Consider the following 19,082-nt stretch of genomic DNA (forward strand, 5'->3'; position numbering starts at 1 on the left):
CGGCGGCAGGTGCCTGACGGGACGTGACAGATCTTCCTGCGTCCGCGCGTCGCATTCGTGACAGAACGTAACTCTAGGGGCATCCGTCCGTTACGTACAGTGTGAACCGTTCGCCGGCGACGATGCCGTCCCCCAGCCACGCCCCCGTGTCACCGGACCGCGCGGGGGTGACGGCGGGCCCCGACGTCTGGACCGCGGCCGAGGCGAGCGAGGACTTCCGCGAGCTCCGCGCGCGCCTGCTGCGCTTCGTGCTGCCGGCGACCGCGGGCTTCCTGGGCTGGCTGTTCCTGTTCGTGGGGCTCAGCGCCTGGGCGCCCGGTCTGCTCGGCACCCGGGTGCTCGGCGACCTCACGCTGGTGCTGGTGCTGGCCATCGGGCAGTTCGTCACGACGTTCGCGATCACCGCGCTGTACGTCCGGTACGCCGGCCGCCGGCTCGACCCGCTCGCCGACGAGATCCGTGAGCGTCTCGAGCGGGGCCACCGGTGACCGCCGTCGTCGCGGCCGCGTCCCCGGCCCCCGGGGACCCGCTGCTCAACATCCTGGTCTTCTCGTCGTTCATCCTCCTGGCCTTCGTCCTGGTGCTGCGGGTGCGGCGGCGCTCGTCGGCGGCCCGGGACTACTACACCGCGGGCAGCGGCTTCACCGGTCCGGAGAACGGCCTGGCCCTGTCCGGGGACTTCCTGTCGGCCGCGACGTTCCTCGGCATCGTCGGCGCGGTCGCCGTCGCCGGTCCCGACGGGTTCCTCTACGCCGTCGTCGCCTTCGTCGCCTGGCTGGTGGCGCTGTTCTTCGTCGCCGAGATGCTGCGCAACACCGGTCGCTACACGATGGCCGACGTCCTCAGCTACCGGTTGCGGCAGCGCCCGGTGCGCGCGGCCGCCGCGACCTCGGCGGTGGTGATCTCCACGCTGTACCTGCTCGGCCAGCTCGCGGGCGCGGGCGGCCTGCTCGCGCTGCTGCTGAACATCACCGACCGCGCCGGGCAGTCCGCGATGATCGCCGGAGTCGGGGCCGTGGTCATCGGGTACGTGCTGATCGGCGGGATGAGCGGCGCGACCTGGATCCAGATCGTGAAGGCGGTCCTGCTGCTGGCGACCGGGATGATCATGGCCGCGTTCGTGCTCGGCACGACCGGTCTGAGCCTGCCCGCGCTGCTGACCGCGGCCGTCGCGAACCACCCGCGCGGCGAGGCGGTGCTGTCCCCGGGGCTGCTGTACGGCGGTGGCCTGACAGCCAACCTCGACCTGCTGTCACTGGCCGTCGGTGGCGTCCTCGGTGTGGCCGGGCTCCCGCACATCCTCATGCGCTTCTACACCGTCCCCGACGCCCGGCAGGCCCGGAAGTCGGTCGTGTGGGCGATCTGGCTGATCGGCGCGTTCTTCCTGCTGGTGCTGGCGCTCGGCTACGGCGCCACGGCGCTGGTCGGGCCGGAGGCGATCCTCGCCGCCCCCGGCGGGGTGAACTCGGCGGCGCCGCTGCTGGCACTGCAGATCGGCGGGCCGGTGATGCTGGCGATGGTCTCGGCGGTCGCCTTCGCGACGATCCTCGCGGTCGTGGCCGGTCTGATGATCACCGCCGCGGCCGCGTTCGCCCACGACGTGTACGCCCAGCTGCTGCGCCGCGGCCAGGCCACCGCGGCCGAGGAGGTCCGCGTCGCCCGGTTGACCACCGTCGTCATCGGGCTCGTCGGCATCGCCGGGGGCATCCTGGCCAACGGCCAGAACATCGCGTTCCTGGCGGCCCTGACCTTCGCGATGGCCGCCTCGGCGAACCTGCCGACGCTGCTGTACTCGCTGTTCTGGAAGGGGTTCACCACGACCGGCGCCCTGTGGAGCATGTACGGCGGCCTCACCGTCACGCTGACACTCATCGTGTTCTCGCCCGCGGTGTCCGGGTCGCCGACGGCGATGCTGCCCGACCTCGACTTCGCGTGGTTCCCGCTGGCGAACCCGGGCCTGGTGTCGGTCCCGGCGGGCTTCCTGCTCGGCTACCTCGGCTCGGTGCTGGGCCGCGAACGCCCCGACGCCGCCGGGCACGCGCAGATGTCGGTCCGGGCGCTGACCGGGGCTGGACTGCAGCGTGCGGTTCCCGAGGACCCGCCGGCGCCGCTCCCGACCGGCCACGGTGCCCGCCCGGCACCTGCCGGTCACGGCGTGACCCCGGTCTCCCCCGGTCACGGAGTCCACCCGGCTCCCGCCGGTCACGGTGCCCACCGGCGCCCCGACGGTCCTGCGGGCCACCGGGACCCGCAGTTGCGCCCGGGGCGGGAGCGGCCCGGGCCCGGCACGCCGTCCCGCTGAGCCGCGTCCCCGGTCCCCGGTCGGCGCCCGCCGGCCGGAGCCGGGCCGTGGCCAGCGGGGGCCGCCGGGACGGGCGGATCCGTGACACGCCCGCCGCTGCGCCGTGACGCCGGGCCGGTGCGCCCACCGGTGGGTGACGGCGCGGTGCCGGGCGGGCGTCGGCACGACGATTCCGATCCGGCACGATGGACCACGATGCGTGAGGACCGACGAGCGGCGGAGCGGGCGCCCCACCCCGCGGTGGTGCGGCACCAGCCGCTGCCCCGACCGGTGATGGGCACCGACCCCCGGCGGACCCCGCGGACGCCCCCGGAGGGGGCCGCCGAGGTGACCCGTCCGCTCGGGTCCGGCCGGATCCCCGACCCGGGGGAGCCGACCACCCCGCTGGGACCGGTGGCCGACCCGTCACCCGGCCGTCCCACACCCCCGGCGTGCCCGGACGGCGCCGCCGCGGGCCCGGGGACGCCGTCGCACGGCACCGCTCCGGCGGGCGAGGCGCCCGGGGACGGCGGAGCACCGGCCCCGGGGACGTCCGGGGACGACCCCGCCGGGACCACACCGTCCGGCGGCACGGAGCGCACCGGCTCGCTCGTCCGCTCCTCCGGCATGATCGCGATCGCCAGCCTGGTCAGCAGGCTCACCGGCTTCGTCCGGAACCTCGCGCTGGTCGCGGTGCTCGGCTTCGCGGTCGTCAACGACTCCTACACGATCTCGAACACGCTGCCGAACATCGTCTACGAGCTGCTGCTCGGCGGGGTCCTGACCAGCGTGATGATCCCGGTGCTGGTCCGCGCCCAGGCCGAGGACGCCGACGGCGGCGAACGCTTCACCCGGCGTCTGCTCACCGTCGTCGGGGCCGCGTTGCTGGTCGCGACCCTGATCGCGATGGCCGCCGCCCCGCTGCTGACCAGGCTCTACCTCGGCTCGGGCGACACCGGGCAGGCCAACCCGGCCCTGGCCACGGCGTTCGCCTGGCTGCTGCTGCCGCAGATCTTCTTCTACGGCATCGGCGCGCTGCTCGGCGCGGTCCTGAACTCGAAACAGGTGTTCGGGCCGTTCGCCTGGGCGCCGGTGCTCAACAACGTCGTGCTGCTCGGCGTGCTCGTCGTCTACGTGCTCGTGCCGGGGGAGATCTCGGTCGACCCGGTCCGGATGGGCGACCCGAAACTGCTGGTGCTGGGGGTCGGGACGACGCTCGGCATCGTCGTCCAGGCACTGGTGCTGATCCCGTTCATGCGCCGGATCGGGTTCCGCTACCGCCCGGTGTGGGGCTGGGACCCGCGGCTGTCGCTGGCCGGCGGGATGGCGCTGTGGATCGTCGCCTACGTGTTGGTCGGGCAGGCCGGCTACATCGTCACCACCCGGGTCGCCGCGTCGGCGTCCGAGGGGTCGGTCGCGACCTACATGAACGCGTGGCTGCTGCTGCAGGTCCCGTACGGGGTGCTCGGGGTGTCGCTGCTGACCGCGCTGATGCCGCGGATGAGCCGGGCCGCGGCGAAGGGCGACGTCGACCAGGTCGTCACCGACCTCTCGCTCGGCGCGCGCCTGTCCACCGTAGGGCTCGTGCCGATCGCGGCCGTGATGACGGCGTTCGGCCCGTCCCTGGGTACTGCGCTGTTCTCCGTCGGCGCCGGCAGCGGTACCGGTGCCGAGCGGCTCGGCCAGGCCGTGGCCTGGTCGGCGTTCGGGCTGCTGCCCTACGCGGTGACGATGCTGCAGATGCGCGTGTTCTACGCGATGACCGACTCCCGCACACCGACGCTCATCCAGGTCGGCATGGTCGGGGTCAAGATCCCGCTGCTGCTCGCCTGCCCGCTGCTGCTCCCGCCGGAGCAGGTCGTGCTCGGTCTGGCCGCGGCCAACGGGCTCTCGTTCGTCGGGGGCGCGGTGCTCGGGCAGTGGTTGCTGCGCCGCCGCCTCGGGCGGGCCCGCTCCGGCGAGGTCCTGGTGTGCCTGGCCAAGGTCGCGTCCGCCTCCGCGGTCGCCGCCGCCGTCGCCTGGGGTCTCACCCGGCTGCTGGGCCCGGTGCTGGCGGACTGGCCGGACGTGGCCCGCGCCTGGACCCTGCTGGTCGGGGGCGCGCTGATCGCGCTGCCGCTGGCCGTCGCCGGGATGCGGGTGCTGAAGGTGTCCGAGCTCGACGCCGTCTTCCGCCGCCTCGCCCGCCGCTGACCACGGGCCGAGCAGCGTGAAGCTGATCGAGCTGGGGCTCCGGTAGAAGCTGAGGGCAGGATCCACGACGACCTCCGTCCACCGGCAGCGGTGCGGAGATGGTGGGGCCGTCGCGGCCGGGTGTCACCGGCCGATCGGCCCACCCGGTGTGCCGGGCCCGGACGCACGCACGCCGCGCCCCGGGGTGCGGGACGCGGCGTGCGCGGTGTCGTGGCGGGCCGGCGGCTCAGTCGTCCGGGTCGTCGCCGACCAGGTCGGCGGCGGAGGCACCGTTCTGGCTCTTCACCGCGACCTTGGCCCGGCCGCGGCGCTGGGCCGGGCGGGGCGGGGGCGGCGGGGCCTGCTGGGCGTACTGCCCACCCCGGCCCATGATCAGCTCCGCGAACGTCGCCATGGCCTCGTCGAGCTGGCTGGCGTTGCGGCGCTCGGACTCGGCGTTGGCCTTGGTGACCAGGTCGGTGACCGAGCCGGTGTCCGGACGGTCGCGCAGCACGGTGTCGAGGCCGGCGAGCCGGTCGTCGACGCCCGCGGAGAGCGTCGAGACGTCGCCGGACAGCTTCTCCAGGCGGCTGTCGACCTCCCCGGTCAGCTTGTCGAGGCGGCCGTCGACGTCGCCGGTCAGCTTGTCGAGCTTCCCGTCGACGCTCTCGCCGAGCGCGTCGAACCGGCCGTCCACGGCCTCCGACAGCGACGACAGCCGCTCGGTGACCGAGCCGTCGAGCTCGCCCAGGCGGTCCTTCAGGGACCCGCCGAGCTTGCCGACCCGCTCCTTGACCGACCCGTCCAGGTCGGTCAGCTTGCCGTCGAGACCGGACTCGACCGAGTCGAGCCGGGTGCCGACCTCCTCCAGACGGGCGGAGAGGGCCTCCAGCCGCTCGGTGAGGGCGTCGAACGCCGGGGCCGGGTCGACGGCGGGGCGCTGGGCCAGATCCTCCAGGCGGCGGTGCAGGCCCACCGAGGTGTCGCCCAGCAGGTTGCGCAGGCCCTCGCCGGTCTCCTCGAAGGAGTGCACGGCCGCGTCGAGCTGTTCGCGCACCTGACGCTCGACGCCGTCGACACGCTCCTTGATCGGGGAGGCGACGGCGTTCGGCATCGCGTCGAGCCGCATCTCGTGCCGGTCGAGGCGGTTGTCGAGGTCGTCGAGGCGCTTGTGCAGGCCGCCCAGGCGGTCGTCCAGGCCGTCCATCCGGCCCGAGACGCCCTCGAGGCGCCCGCCCATGCCGTCGAGCCGCCCGTCGAGCTGGGCGATCGGCTTGGCCAGCTTGTCCGGCAGGGACTCGATGGCCCGGGTGATCGCGCCGAGCACGATCTCGGTGTTGTCCAGCTTGGACACGGTCTCGTCGAGGCGCTCGGCCAGGACGTTCAGCTCGGTCCGGTCGGGGAGTTCGGTGAGCTTCTTGCGCACGGTGCCGATGGCGTCCAGGGCCGCCAGCCGGGCGTGGATCTCGTCGAGGGAGTCGAAGATCTGCTGCTGTTCGCTGTCACGGATCTCGGCCGCTCGCATGAGCATGCCGCGCATCCGGTCGAACGAGAGGTTCGAAGTGTCGCTCATGGCACCTGCTGCGCTTCCTCTGAGCCAAGTGGGGAGTGCCCAGAGGGTAGCGACCGCCGTACGAGGGTCGACGGACGGTGTTGCGTTGGGCCGTCCGGGGCATGTCTCCGCACCCGGATCGGGTCGATCATGGCAGGTCCGGGCGCCGGTCGTCGCGCGCCACGCCGCTCGGTACCGTGCCCGAGTGGCAGATCCCACCGCTCCCGTCCCGGTCACCCGCGAGGCCGTCCGCCGTGCCCCCAAGGTGCTCCTGCACGACCACCTCGACGGCGGCCTGCGGGTCGGGACCGTCGTCGACCTGGCCCGCGAGTACGGCTACGACAAGCTCCCCACCACCGACCCCGGCGAGCTCGCGGCCTGGTTCCTCGGTGCCGCCCACTCCGGCTCGCTGGTCCGCTACCTCGAGACCTTCGGGCACACCGTCGCCGTGCTGCAGACCCGCGAGGCGCTGACCCGGGTCGCGGCCGAGGCCGCCGAGGACCTGGCCGCCGACGGTGTCGTCTACGCCGAGGTGCGTTTCGCCCCCGAGCTGCACGTCGAGGGCGGTCTGGACCTCGACGCCGTCATCGCGGCCGTCCTCGACGGGTTCCGGATCGGCACCGCCCGCGCCGCGGCGGCCGGGAACACCATCCGGGTCGGCACCCTGCTCACCGCGATGCGGCACGCCGCCCGGTCCCGGGAGATCGCCGAGCTGGCCGTGCGCCACCGCGACTCCGGCGTGGTCGGGTTCGACATCGCCGGCGCCGAGAAGGGGTTCCCGCCCACCCGCCACCTCGACGCGTTCGAGTACGTCCGTCAGCAGAACGCCCACGTCACCATCCACGCCGGTGAGGCGTTCGGGCTGCCGTCGATCTGGGAGGCCGTGCAGTGGTGCGGCGCCGACCGGCTCGGACACGGCGTCCGGATCGTCGACGACATCACCGTCACCGACGACGGCCCGCACCTGGGCCGCCTCGCCGCCTGGGTCCGCGACAGCCGCATCCCGCTGGAGATGTGCCCGACCTCGAACGTGCACACCGGCGCCGCGTCGTCGCTGGCCGAGCATCCCATCGGGCTGCTCACCGACCTGCGGTTCCGCGTCACGGTCAACACCGACAACCGGCTGATGTCCGGCTGCACGATGACCAGCGAGATGTACGACCTGGCCGAGACCTTCGGCTACGGCTGGGACACCCTGCGCTGGTTCACCGTCAACGCGATGAAGTCCGCGTTCATCGGGTTCGACGAGCGTCTGGCCCTGATCGAGGACGTCATCAAGCCCGGCTACGAGGTCTTGTCGCGCTAGTCGTGCCGGCCCGGCCGACGCTGCTCGTCCCGATGGACATGATCGTGGTGGCCCGGCGGTCCCTGCATCGAGTGCGGATCTGCAGCCCTCGGGTGCGAGCTGCGACGGACCACCGACGGCCGTGGACCCGTGAGCGGGCACGCCGCCACCGGGTCCCACGGGCTGCACGGCGGCGTCGCAGCTCAGGTGGTGGTCGGGCGCCGCCGGGCGGCCGTCCTCCGGTGTCCGGGCCTGCCCGAGGGTGCGGCGTCGCGCGTCACCGCTGTCCTACGCTCGTCGCATGAGTGCTCCTGCCTTCTACGCCGAACTGCGCGCGTTGCGGCTCGAGAGGGTGCTGGACGCCTCGGTCGAGCTGATCACCGAGGAGGGCTGGGACCGGCTCAGCATCACCAAGGTCGCCCAGCGCTCCGGAGTGCCGCGGCAGAGCCTGCACAAGGAGGTCGGTACCAAGGCCGAACTCGGCCGCGCCGTGGTGGACCGTGAGGTGGAACGGTTCCTGGCGCGGGTGCAGGAGGGACTGGCAGCCCATCCCGACTCGCTGGAGGACGCGATCGCCGCGGCGGCGCGCCACGCGCTCGACCACGGTCGGGAGAACGCGGTCCTCGCCGCGGTCCTGCGTCCCGGCCACGACCACGGTCTTCTGGAGCTGGTCGCCGTGCATCCGGACGCCGTGCTCGGCAACGCCGTGCAGGCCCTCGGCTCCCAGCTCGGTGCGGCCGCCCCCGAGGCCATGGTCGACACCGTGGTCCGGCTCGTCCTCAGCCATCTGCTGCAACCGACCGTGGAGGTCGACCAGGCCGTGGACCGGATCAGGCACGTGGTGCGCGGGTTCGCCTGAATCCCGGCCTTTCCGGGCGGCAGCCGTCTCAGAGGTCCAGGACCAGGCGCTGGGTCAGCGCACGTGACACGCACGTCATCATGACCTCGCCCCGCTCCCGCTCGGCCCGCGAGAGCACCGCGTCGCGGTGATCGGGGGTGCCCTCGACGACGTCGGCCTCGCAGGTGCCGCAGATGCCCTCCATGCAGGAGCCCATCACGGCCACACCGGCCTGCTCCAGCGCGTCGAAGACCGACGTGCCTCGAGCGACGTCCACGGTGACCCCCGAGGCGGCGCATTCGACCTCGAACGTGTCCAGCCCTCCCGTGGTCGGGTCGACCACCGCGGCCACGAACCGTTCCAGATGCAGGCTGTCCCGGGGCCAGGTGCCGCACATGTCCTCCACCGCGTCGAGGAGTGCGCCCGGACCGCAGCAGTAGACGAGGGTGTCGGCCCGCGGGGTGCCCAGGACCGAGTCGAGGTCGAGCAACCCGCGCTCGTCCTGGGGCCACACGGTCACCCGATCGTCGTCCTCGAGCTCGTCGAGGAAGGCCATCGACGCCCGGGACCGGCCGCCGTACAGCAGGTGCCAGTCGGCGCCGTCGGAGCGGGCGGACTCGACCATGGCACGGATGGGGGTGATGCCGATGCCGCCGGCGATGAACTGGTAGCGAGGCGACGGTTCGAGGGCGAAGTGGTTGCGGGGACCCCGGACACGCAGCGTGTGCCCCACATCCAGCGTGTCGTGCACGTACGCCGACCCTCCGCGACTCTGCGGTTCGCGCAGCACCGCCACCCTCCAGGGGGAGCCCGGCGCAGGGTCGCCGCACAAGGAGTACTGCCGTGTCAGCCCGCGGTCCAGGACCACGTCGATGTGGGCACCGGGTGCCCAGGCCGGCAGTGCGGCGCCGGTGGGGTCGGTGAGGGTCAGCTCGACAACCCCTTCGGCCACCTCGCGGCGGGTCGTGACCTGCAGATCCAGGAGGCCGGCGCCGCCCGATGTGGCCCGCCCGACCCGGGACGACGACGTGGGCGTCGAGGTGGGGGTGGGCTCGGAGACGGACGGGCCGGACGACACCGCAGCCGGGGCGGTCGTCCGCTCGGCGGCCAGGGCGGAGCGGTAGGGACCGTCGCCGCGCCGCTCTCCGCCCGTGGGCGTCAGCCGCACCATCATCGAGCTGTAGCCGCGTACGAAGTTCGACTGCACCCGGGTCGGCTCGGCGAGGACCTCGATGTCGTCGAAGCGTGCGAGCAACTCCTCCCAGAGGATGCGCAACTGCAACTCGGCGAGCCGGCTGCCCATGCAGCGGTGCGGACCGATACCGAACGCAAGGTGGTGCCGTGCGTTCCGCCTGTCGATGATGAACGAGTCCGGGTCCTCGAACGTCCGCTCGTCCCGGTTCGCCGAGGCGTACCACATCACGACCTTGTCGCCCTTGCGGATGAACTGGCCGTTGAGGACGGTGTCGCGCGTGGCGACCCGGCGCATGTAGGCCAGCGGTGTCTGCCACCGCAGGATCTCGTGGACCAGCTTCGGCACGAGCGTCGGCTCGGCACGCAGCCGGTCGAACTGCTCGGGGAACTGGTTGAGGGCCAGCACGCCACCGGTCATCGAGTTCCGGGTGGTGTCGTTGCCGCCCACGACGAGCAGTACCAGGTTGCCCAGGAACTCCATCGGACGGTGGATCAGGTCCTTGGTGTCCTCGGAGAGCTGCATGAGCGTGATGAGGTCGTAACCCGGCTTGTCGCCGTCGGCGAGACGAGCCGCCTTCTCGTGCCACAACTCGCTGAAGGCGCGTGCCATCTCGGCGGCGCCGCGGTAGATCTCGTCGGTGTCGTTGGCGCCGCCGGTCGCCGACGCGCTCGTCGCCACCAGGTCGGTCCACTGCACCAGCTTGCGGCGCTGGTCGTACGGGAAGTCGAGCAGGGTGGCCAGCATCCGCGCGGTCAGCTCCACGCTGACCCGGTCGACCCAGTCGAACGGCTCTCCCACCGGCAACCCGTCGAGGACCTCCCGCACACGCGAACGGATCAGGCCCTCCATCTCCTCGAGGTTCTGGGGCGCCACGACACCCTGCACGGCTGCGCGCTGCTGGTCGTGGCGCGGCGGGTCCATCGCGATGAACATCTCGATGTCGAGACCCTCCGGCGGCGAACCGAGGACGATCTGCGGTTCCGCGGAGAAGGTCTCGAAGTCCTTGTCGACCCGCACGATGTCGTCGTACCGGGTGACCGACCAGAACGGCCCGAACGCGCTGTCGGCCCGGAAGTGCACGGGCGCCTCGTCGCGCAGCCGACGGAAGTAGGGCAGCCACTGCTGCTGACGCCACAGGAACGGGTTGCTCACGTCGATCTCGGTCAGATCGAGGTCGGACACCTCCGCGATGTCGGACTCGGTGAAACGTGGTTGCCCGTCACCGACCACCAGCCTCCTGGCCCGCTGCATCAGATGCAGCGCCTGGATCTGGCGGCGCATCGGGATCGCCGCCTGGGCTCGGGTGCGGACCTGATCGGGAACGCGCATGCCGTCGACCACCTTGTCGAGATGACTGCTGACGACATAAGCGAATCACAGGTCTCTGGCGCTGACAATACCTGGCCGTATGTCAGACCCTGGGGCGCCCCGGGACGCCCGGGGTCTCCGAGGTCGTCGCGACCCGGGACCGTCCGTGCCGGTAGTCACGGGGTGCTCCCGCGCCCAGCCGCGGGCTCCGAAGCCGTGGGAGCCGGCGACATCGGCGGGCGCCTCGTCGCGCAGGGCGGGCTCTGCCGACCCCTGGGCAGGCCCCTCGCGGACCGACCGGGCTAGTGCTCCCGCAGCCGGGCCTCGAGCCCGGCGACGAGCTCGCCCCAGGACTGCGCCTCCTGGGTGAACGGCGGGCTGGGCGCCATCCGCGTCGGGTCCGGCCGCACGACGAACGACACGAGCCAGCCGAGGCTGTTGGACTCGGCGAGGACCTCGGCGGGCTCGGGGTCCCCGGCCCACTCGCCGACGTCGGTCAGCAGCTCCGAGGCCAGGTCGAGCTGGACCGGGTCCAGGTCGAGCACGCCCTCGGCGAGGTCGGGTCCGATCCCGGTCAGCACGTAGGTGTTCATGTCCTCGACGCCGCCGTCCAGCTCGCCGACGGCGGCCGCGTCGAGCACCTCGGCGAAGGTGACGGCCGCGGTCAGGTCGGTCCCGGCGACGGCGGGGTGCTCCCGGTCGGCCAGCGCCCGGAACAGCGCACGCTCGGAGCCGAACACGTCGATCCGGCCGTCGGAACCGAGGAAGACCGGCTTGTCGTCGAGGTAGCAGCGCAGGCTGACCACGGAGCGGTCGCCGACCTCGATGCGGATCGGGTCGATGCCGACCTCGGCCCAGAAGCCGGTCGGCTCCGCCTCGGCGGTGTCGGCCTCCTCGGTGCCCGCGGCGAGCGCGGCGGCCTCGAGGGCCTCGTCGTCGTCGAGGGGCTGCTCGGCGACACGGTCGCGGAGCTCCTGCTCCTCGGCGCGCGCCTTGTCCAGCGCCCCGGCGTCGACGTCCGGGGTGGCGACGAGGTCGTCGACGGTGTCGACGATCCCGTCCCAGTGCGTCGCGATCGCCTCGGACAGCGCGGTCCAGCGCTTGGCGCCGTCACGTCCGGCGAAGGCCTGCTCGCCCTCGCGCAGCAGCGCGAACGTGGGCTCGCCGTCGAGCGCGGCGATCACGTCGGAGAGGTCGCAGACGTCGGCCAGCGACCGGACGATCGAGACGGTCTCGTGCAGCTCCTGCACGGTCAGCGCGTCCGGGTCGGCGGCGGCGAGCTCCGGCAGGCCGACCAGGTCGTACCGGTGGACGGCGTCGGGGGTCAGCTCGCCGACCGCGAGCCCGGGGACCGCCGACCACGCGGGGTGGTCGGTCAGGTCGTGCTCGGGTGCGGTCCGCACGAACGCGGCGAGACCGGCCACCTCGTCGAAGACGAACACGTGCTCGTCGTCGCCGAGGAAGGCTTCCCACTCCTCGCCGTCCTCGCGCCACGGGGGAGCCCACAGGGTGACCACGTCGCCCCGGGTGAGAGCGAGCCGGATCGGGACGATGTCGCTTGCCACGGGGCGAGCCTATCGTCGCGTCCTTCCGCCGGCCGGTCCCACCACCTCGGGTGTCGCCGGCCCGGCGGATCACGGTCGTGCGGGGTCAGGCCTGGGAGTGCAGTCGGACCACTCCGATGGACACGTCCTCGAGACCGCCCCGGTCGAAGTCGCGTCGCAGCTGGTCGGCCTTGATGGTCGCCGTCATCCCGTCGAACGGGCCGTGCGCGTCCACCTCCCCGGTCTGCGGGTCCACCGCCAGAACAACGTATCCGTCGCACTGCGTGAGCTTTTCCGCAGCAGCGATCAACGTCTGCTCCTCGGAAGTCGTGTTCTCCGGCATCGGATCACCTCCTTGTCGTCTAGTACAGCGTCGGCGGTGCCCTCGATGTGACACCGTTTCGGCCATACCACCCGTTCGGGTCAGGTGAATCGCGAGATCGGCGACCGCGCGTGCTGATCGTGGCACTCCACGCGGTCGATCACGCGATCCGGGGAACCGGACGTGTCCGACCGGCCACCGTTGGTGATCACGGTTCCGCTCGGGGATCGGCTGTCACGCAAGGTCTGCGCGGGTGTCCGCGGCCTCACCCGGGAGGGCGAGGAGGTGCGTCCGGCCGGTCCCGGTGTCACTCGTCGGTGAGCGCGTGCTTCTCACGCTTCGTGAACCGTGACACGCATCCGTGTCAACGTCCGGGGATGACGTCCCGGTGTCCGGCCGGTCACGGGACGGCATCGTCGCAGGACACGGAGCGCGTCCGGCCGTCGGGTCCCACGGCCCGGCGGGGCGACGGCACCGGATCGGTGGGCCGGGCGCCTCCTCACGGGGGATCTCCTCGCGGCCCGGCCGCCGTAGGCTGTGCGCCCGTGGACACGATCGTCGTCGACCACCCGCTCGCGCGGGCCCGGCTCAGCACCATGCGGGACGCCCGCACCGACAACGCCACCTTCCGGGCGGCGCTGCGCGAGCTCACCCTGATGCTGGTCTACGAGGCCACCCGCTCGGCGCCGCTGGCCGAGGACCGGATCCACACCCCGGTCTCGCGCACGGTCGGCCACCGGCTCGCCGTCCCGCCGGTGCTCGTCCCCGTGCTGCGGGCCGGGCTGGGGATGGCCGAGGCCGCGCTGAACCTGATCCCGGACTCGCAGATGGGCTTCGTCGGCATGGCCCGCGACGAGACGACCCACCAGCCGGTGCCCTACATGGAGTCGCTGCCCGACAGCCTCGTCGGGCGGCCGGTGTTCGTGCTCGACCCGATGCTGGCCACCGGCGGCTCGATGGTGCACACCGTGGAGCTGCTGACCCGCCGCGGCGCCGACGACGTGACGGTCCTCTGCGCGCTGTCCGCGCCGGAGGGCGTGGAGCGGCTGCGCGCGTCCGGGCTGCCGGTCCGGATGGTGACCGCCAGCATCGACGAGCGGCTCAACGACTCCGCGTTCATCGTCCCCGGCCTCGGCGACGCCGGGGACCGCCAGTTCGGCGCGGTCTGAGTCGGCTGTGAGGCCCTCCCGCCGCATCCTCACCGGGGTCGTGGCGACGGTGGCCGCGGTCGCGCTGTCGGCGCTGCCCGCGGCGGACCGGCCGGAGGACGCCGAGGTGCCCGCCGCCGTCGACGAGCCCGGGGTGGTGCGGGTGATGCCGCTGGGCGCGTCGTCGACGGTCGGGGTGGGGAGCCCGGCGACGGCCGGCTACCGCCTCCCGCTGTGGCAGCGCCTGGCCGCCGACGGCGTCCGCATCGACTACGTCGGCTCCCGCAGCTCCGGGCCGGACGCGCTGCCCGACACCGACCACGAGGGCCGCTCCGGCTGGACGGCGGCCCGGATGGTGCCGATGACGGGCGGCTGGGTGCTGGCCGCGCAGCCGGACGTCGTGCTGCTGCACGCCGGGACCAACGACCTGCTGCAGGGCGCGAGCGCGCGGGCGACGGCGGCGAGCCTGGACCGGCTGCTGGACCGCGTGTTCGCGGCCGCACCGCACACCCACGTGATCATGGCCGGGGTGTGGGCGCCGCTGCCGAAACAGCGGGCCGAGCGGGCGCGGCTGGCCGAGTACCTGCCCCGGGTCGCCGCCGCGCACCGGGCGGCCGGGCACTCGGTGGAGTTCGTCGACACCGCCACCCTGTTCCCCGCCGGGCGGACCGCGGACGGCCTGCACGCCGGACCGGGCGCCTACCGCACGATCGCGTCGGTGTGGGCCGACCGGATCGAGGCGCACCTCGGGATCGGGTCCGCCACCGGGCGCCGGTAGCTCAGCCCTCCGGCATGACGGTCGCGGCCACGACCGCGCCCAGCTCGCGGCACGCGGCCCGGGCGGCGGCGTCCGGGGGACCCGCGACCTCGACCGGCGCGGCCGCCGCGGTCCAGCCCATCGCCCCGGCCACCGTCGTCACCGAGCGGGTCGCGCCGGAGGTGTCCGAGCCGCCGTGCACCCACAGCCCGTAGGGCAGGCCGCGGGTGTCGTCGGCGCAGACGTAGAAGACCTGGTCGAGGAAGTGCTTGAGCGCGCCGGACATGTAGCCGATGTTCGCCGGCGTCCCGAGGACGACGGCGTCCGCGGCGAGCAGGTCGCTCGCCGTCGCGGCCAGGGCGGCGCGGGCGACGACCTCCACCCCGGTGATGTCCGGGTCGGACGCGCCCGCGCGGACCTCCGCGAGCAGCTCCGCGGTGGCGGGGGACGGCGTGTGGTGGACCAGGAGCAGGCGCGCGCTCATCCGGCGAGCATCCCGTCGACCTCCGTGCACAGCGCGTCGAGACGCTCCGCGGCGACGGCCCGCGACGCCGGCACCGCGGCCACGTCGCCGGTGGGGTCCTCCACGACCTCCAGGTAGGCCTTGAGCTTCGGCTCGGTCCCCGACGGGCGGATCACCACGCGGGTCCCGGGGCGCCGCAGCCGCAGCACGTCGGGGGCCGGGCGGTCGGCCTCCCAGCCGGCCGGGGGTGCGTCGCGCAGCCGGGCGACGGCGGCGTCGCGCTCGACGGGGGCCATCCGGATCGAGACACCCCGGGTGGCGTGCACGCCGAACTCCGCGGCCAGCTCGTCGAGCCGCCGCGGCACCGACGACCCGGCCGCGGCGAGCCCGCGCACCAGGTCCGCGGCGACGACGGCGGCGGAGACGCCGTCCTTGTCCCGGACGCCGCCGGGGTCGACGCAGAGCCCGATCGCCTCCTCGTAGCCGAAGACGAGCCCGTCGCCGGCCCGCACGATCCACTTGAACCCGGTGAGGGTCTCGGCGGAGCGGGCCCCGCGGGCGGCCGCGACCCGGGCGAGCATCGACGACGACACGACGGTCGTCGCGACCAGCGGGTCCGCCGCGGTCCCGGTCCGCAGGACGTGGTCGCCGAGCAGCACGCCGGTCTCGTCGCCGGACAGCATCCGCCAGCCGTCACCGAAGGCGACGCCGAGCGCGCACCGGTCGGCGTCCGGGTCCAGCGCGACGGCGAGGTCCGCGCCGCTCCGGGCGGCCAGCGCGAGCAGCGCGTCGGTCGCGCCGGGCTCCTCCGGGTTCGGGAAGGCGACCGTCGGGAAGTCGGGGTCGGGCACGGCCTGGCTCGCGACGACGGCCACGTCGAGCACCCCGGCCCGGGCGAGCGCGGCGACCGCGGTCGCGCCGCCGACGCCGTGCATCGGGGTGAGCGCGATCCGCGGCGCGGGCGCCCCGGTGTTCCGCGACAGCGTCGCGACCCGGTCCAGGTAGGCGCCGGTGACCTCCGCCGGGTCCGGCAGCGGCCCGAGCGGCACCGACACCGCGGGCGGGGCGGCGGTGATCGCGTCCTCGATGGCGGCGTCGTCGGGGCCCACGAGCTGCGCGCCGTCGGCGAGGTAGACCTTGTAGCCGTTGTCCGCGGGCGGGTTGTGCGAGGCGGTGACGGCGATCCCGGCGACCGCGCCGAGGTGGCGCACGGCGAAGGCCACCAGCGGGGTGGGAACGGGGCCGTCGAGCAGGGTCACGGTGAACCCGGCGCCGGTCAGCACCCGGGCGGTGGCCTCGGCGAACGCCGCCGACCCGTGCCGGGCGTCCCGGCCGACGACGACCCGCCCGGTGCCCGTGGTCCGGGCCAGGTGGGCGGCCAGCCCGGCGGTCGCCCGGGTCACGACGGCGACGTTCATCCCCGACGGCCCGGCCCGCACCGGCCCCCGCAGCCCGGCGGTGCCGAAGCGCAGCGGCCCGGACAGCCGGTCGGCCAGCTCGTCGCCGGCCGCCGCGGCGCCGTCGCCGCCGGCCATCGCGGTGGCCAGCACGCGCTGCAGCTCGGCCCGGGTGGCCGGGTCGGGGTCGTCGGCGATCCAGCGCAGCGCCGCATCGCGCAGCGGCCCCGGGAGCACCATCAGATGCGGCCGACGAGGTCGCGCAGCAGCGAGCCCATCCGGGTCGCCGCCGCGGCGCCGGCGTCGAGGACCTCCTGGTGGTTCAGCGGCTGCCCGGACAGGCCCGCGGCCAGGTTGGTGACCAGCGAGATGCCGGCGACCTCCAGCCCGGCGGCGCGGGCGGCGATCGTCTCGGCGACGGTGGACATCCCGACCAGGTCCGCACCCAGCGTGCGCAGCATCCGGATCTCGGCCGGGGTCTCGAAGTGCGGACCGGGCAGCCCGGCGTAGACGCCGTCGACCAGCGACGGGTCCAGCTCGCGGGCGGCGGCGCGCAGCCGCGGGGAGTAGGCGTCGGTGAGGTCGACGAAGTGCGCGCCGTGCAGCGGCGAGCGCGCCAGCAGGTTGAGGTGGTCGGAGATCAGCACCGGCTGCCCGACCGACAGGCCCTCGGTGACGCCGCCCGCCGCGTTGGTCAGCACGACCGTGCGGACACCGGCCGCCGCGGCGGTGCGGACGCCGTGCACGACCGGGTCCATCCCGTGGCCCTCGTAGAGGTGGGTGCGCCCGAGCAGGACCAGCACCCGGGTGTCGCCGATGCGCAGCGAGCGGGCGGTGCCGCCGTGGCCGACCGCGGACGGCGCGACGAACCCGGGCAGCTCGGCCATCGGGACCTCGGTGTCCGGGGTGCCGAGGACGTCGGCGGCCGGACGCCAGCCGGAGCCCAGGACCACCGCCACGTCGTGGGCGTCGGTGCCGGTGCGGCGGGCGAGCTCGGCGGCGGCGGCGTGGGCACGAGCGGTGGGGTCGGCGGTGTCGGCCATGCGCGCCAGCCTAGGGGGCGCCGGCGCCGTGGCCGGTTCAGCCCGGGGTGGCGCGGAAGCCCGAGGCGACGGCGTCGAACAGGCCCGCGACGGCGTCCTCGGCGCGGCCGGCGGGGGAGGTCAGCTGCAGTACCCAGACCCCGCCGAGCTGGTCGCGGCCGGGAATGATGCGCATCAGCGTGCTGCGCTGCGCGCTGCCGCTGCCGGTGGTGAGCGCGACCTGGCTGGAGCCGTCGGGCAGCTGCTCGACCGGTCCGGCCTCGACCGGGTCGACGCCCAGCGCCTCGGGGGTGAGGGCCTCGGTGACGGCCCCGACCGAGGTCGCCGCCCGGACCGACAGCTCCTGACGGCCGTCCGGGCTGACGAAGCGGACGACGACCGAGCCGTCGGGGGCGGGCGAGCGGAACTGGGTCCAGCCGTCGGGCACCGGCACGGTGAAGCCGAGCGGGTCCGGGTAGGTGGTGCGCAGCGACCGGTCGGTGGCGACGGTGACCGTCGACAGCGGTTCCTGCCCGGCCAGCGCGCGGACCCCGGCGAACCCGGCGAGCGCGCCGAGCAGCACGATCAGGGCGCCGCCGAGCACCAGCGGGACGGCGCCGAGCACGGTGGTCGGGCCGGCCGCCGCGGTACGGGCGGGCGCCGCCCCCCGCGACGACGGGCGGGCCTGCCGGGGGCGCGGCGGCTCGGCGGGCGGCGGTGCGGGCACGGGGTCGGTGACCGGGACGCGGCCGTAGGTGCCGGTGCCGGTGGGGCCGACCGGGCCGGGCGGGGGCGGTGCGGCGACCCGCGGCGGTGCCGGTGCCGGGGCCGCGCCGGTCGGTGCGGGCACCCGCGCCATCACGGTCGGCACGTCCGGGGAGCCGGGGAAGATCGGGTCGTCCGGGTCGGCGAGCAGCGGGCGCAGCCGGGCCCGGACCTCGTCGAGCGGCATCCGGCCCGACGGCTCCTTGACCATCAGCCCGGCGATGACCTCGGCGAGCGGGCCGGTGACCGTCGGCGCGGGGACGGGACCGTCGACGACCTCGGTGATGGTGCGGACCGGGTCACCGTCGACGTCGTAGGGCGGGCGGCCCTCGACGGCGGCCCAGAGCGTCGCGCCGAGGCCCCACAGGTCCGCGGCCGGCGTGACCGGCTGGCCCGCGGCGACCTCGGGCGCGATGTAGGCGGGCGAGCCGAGCACGAGACCCGCGGAGGTCATCGGCGCGTCGGACTCGTTGCGGGCGATGCCGAAGTCGGTGAGCTTGATCCGGCCGTCGTCGGAGATCAGGACGTTGCCGGGCTTCACGTCGCGGTGGGTGATCCCGGCCCGGTGCGCGGCCCGCAGCGCCGCCGCGGTGCCGTGCCCGACGACGCCGGCCTGCGCGGCGTCGAGCCTGCCCAGCTCGGTGATCGCCGCGGCCAGGTTCTTCGACGGCACCAGCTCCATGACCACCAGCGGCTCGTCGCCGCCGGAGTCGAGCACGTCGAAGACGGTCACGACGTTGGGGTGCGACAGCCCGGCGAGTGCCCGGGCCTCCCGCATGATGCGTTCCCGCAGCTCCAGCTTCTCCCCGGCCGGGATGCCGTCGGGGATCTTCAGCTCCTTGAGCGCGACGCGGCGGTGCAGGACCTCGTCGAAACCCGACCAGACGGTGCCCATCGCGCCGCTCCCGAGCGGACCGTCGACGCGGTACCGCCCGGCGAACTGTCGGCGCTGGACCTCGCCCTCGGGAACGGACACGGCGCCGATTGTTCCATCGTGCCCGCGCGGCCCGTCCCCGCACACCGTTCCCGGCCG

General features: G+C 74.3%; 15 protein-coding genes. 7 read left to right on the forward strand and 8 right to left on the reverse strand.

Annotated features, from left to right (window positions below; genetic code table 11):
• Nucleotides 1-122: 122 nt before the first annotated feature.
• The 3 genes from KPF22_RS06425 to murJ all read left to right on the forward strand — a co-directional run bounded on the left by KPF22_RS06425 (nt 123) and on the right by murJ (nt 4,474).
• Nucleotides 123-488, forward strand: coding sequence for a DUF485 domain-containing protein (locus KPF22_RS06425; RefSeq protein ID WP_255624230.1), 366 nt, complete (start codon nt 123-125; stop codon nt 486-488).
• Entirely contained in the window at nt 485-2,302 is a 1,818-nt protein-coding gene (locus KPF22_RS06430; RefSeq protein ID WP_224401472.1) for a cation acetate symporter, read from the forward strand. Before KPF22_RS06425 ends, KPF22_RS06430 begins: the two co-directional genes overlap by 4 nt.
• A 195-nt stretch (nt 2,303-2,497) precedes the next feature.
• Nucleotides 2,498-4,474: a murein biosynthesis integral membrane protein MurJ gene (murJ, locus tag KPF22_RS06435; protein ID WP_224401473.1), complete on the forward strand. Its 1,977-nt coding sequence runs from the start codon at nt 2,498-2,500 to the stop codon at nt 4,472-4,474.
• Between the two features lie 226 nt (nt 4,475-4,700).
• Here the strand turns inward: murJ and KPF22_RS06440 are convergent, their stop codons facing one another.
• On the reverse strand, nt 4,701-6,026 hold the full coding sequence (locus KPF22_RS06440; RefSeq protein WP_224401474.1) for a PA containing protein: 1,326 nt from the start codon (nt 6,024-6,026) through the stop codon (nt 4,701-4,703).
• A 184-nt stretch (nt 6,027-6,210) separates the two neighbouring features.
• Here KPF22_RS06440 and KPF22_RS06445 point away from each other — a divergent pair, with 184 nt between their 5' ends.
• On the forward strand, nt 6,211-7,311 hold the full coding sequence (locus KPF22_RS06445) for an adenosine deaminase (protein WP_208826248.1): 1,101 nt from the start codon (nt 6,211-6,213) through the stop codon (nt 7,309-7,311).
• Between the two features lie 280 nt (nt 7,312-7,591).
• Complete coding sequence (locus KPF22_RS06450) at nt 7,592-8,149, forward strand: TetR/AcrR family transcriptional regulator (protein WP_208826251.1); 558 nt, start codon at nt 7,592-7,594, stop codon at nt 8,147-8,149.
• 28 nt (nt 8,150-8,177) lie between these two features.
• On the opposite strand, the gene KPF22_RS06455 is transcribed toward KPF22_RS06450, so the two are convergent.
• From KPF22_RS06455 to KPF22_RS06465, 3 genes are all read right to left on the reverse strand, one after another.
• On the reverse strand, nt 8,178-10,652 hold the full coding sequence (locus KPF22_RS06455; protein WP_208826253.1) for a cytochrome P450/oxidoreductase: 2,475 nt from the start codon (nt 10,650-10,652) through the stop codon (nt 8,178-8,180).
• A gap of 281 nt (nt 10,653-10,933) precedes the next feature.
• Entirely contained in the window at nt 10,934-12,196 is a 1,263-nt protein-coding gene (locus KPF22_RS06460) for a primosomal protein (protein ID WP_224401475.1), read from the reverse strand.
• 85 nt (nt 12,197-12,281) lie between these two features.
• Nucleotides 12,282-12,518 carry a hypothetical protein gene (locus KPF22_RS06465; protein WP_010230125.1) on the reverse strand — a complete coding sequence of 79 codons (237 nt, stop codon included), beginning with the start codon at nt 12,516-12,518 and terminating at the stop codon, nt 12,282-12,284.
• Between the two features lie 524 nt (nt 12,519-13,042).
• Between KPF22_RS06465 and upp the strand changes: the two genes are divergently transcribed.
• Complete coding sequence (upp, locus tag KPF22_RS06470) at nt 13,043-13,666, forward strand: uracil phosphoribosyltransferase (RefSeq protein WP_062397653.1); 624 nt, start codon at nt 13,043-13,045, stop codon at nt 13,664-13,666.
• Nucleotides 13,667-13,673: 7 nt separating this feature from the next.
• Nucleotides 13,674-14,423, forward strand: a complete 750-nt coding sequence (locus tag KPF22_RS06475) for a GDSL-type esterase/lipase family protein (RefSeq protein ID WP_224401476.1) — start codon at nt 13,674-13,676, stop codon at nt 14,421-14,423.
• A 1-nt stretch (nt 14,424) separates the two neighbouring features.
• Here the strand turns inward: KPF22_RS06475 and KPF22_RS06480 are convergent, their stop codons facing one another.
• Genes KPF22_RS06480 through KPF22_RS06495 form a run of 4 tightly spaced genes read right to left on the reverse strand, consistent with a single transcriptional unit; the run spans nt 14,425 to nt 19,025 of the window.
• On the reverse strand, nt 14,425-14,886 hold the full coding sequence (locus KPF22_RS06480; protein WP_208826259.1) for a flavodoxin family protein: 462 nt from the start codon (nt 14,884-14,886) through the stop codon (nt 14,425-14,427).
• Entirely contained in the window at nt 14,883-16,502 is a 1,620-nt protein-coding gene (locus tag KPF22_RS06485) for a phospho-sugar mutase (protein ID WP_224401477.1), read from the reverse strand. The genes KPF22_RS06480 and KPF22_RS06485 overlap by 4 nt, the downstream gene beginning before the upstream one ends.
• Nucleotides 16,502-17,305 carry a purine-nucleoside phosphorylase gene (locus KPF22_RS06490; RefSeq protein WP_224401478.1) on the reverse strand — a complete coding sequence of 268 codons (804 nt, stop codon included), beginning with the start codon at nt 17,303-17,305 and terminating at the stop codon, nt 16,502-16,504. The genes KPF22_RS06485 and KPF22_RS06490 overlap by 1 nt, the downstream gene beginning before the upstream one ends.
• Nucleotides 17,306-17,342: 37 nt before the next feature.
• A complete protein-coding gene (locus KPF22_RS06495; RefSeq protein WP_224401479.1) occupies nt 17,343-19,025 on the reverse strand; it encodes a serine/threonine-protein kinase in 1,683 nt (560 codons plus the stop codon).
• Between the last annotated feature and the right edge of the window lie 57 nt (nt 19,026-19,082).

It is taken from the genome of Pseudonocardia sp. ICBG1034 (genome assembly GCF_020131375.1).
GTDB classification, from domain to species: Bacteria; Actinomycetota; Actinomycetes; order Mycobacteriales; family Pseudonocardiaceae; genus Pseudonocardia; species Pseudonocardia alni.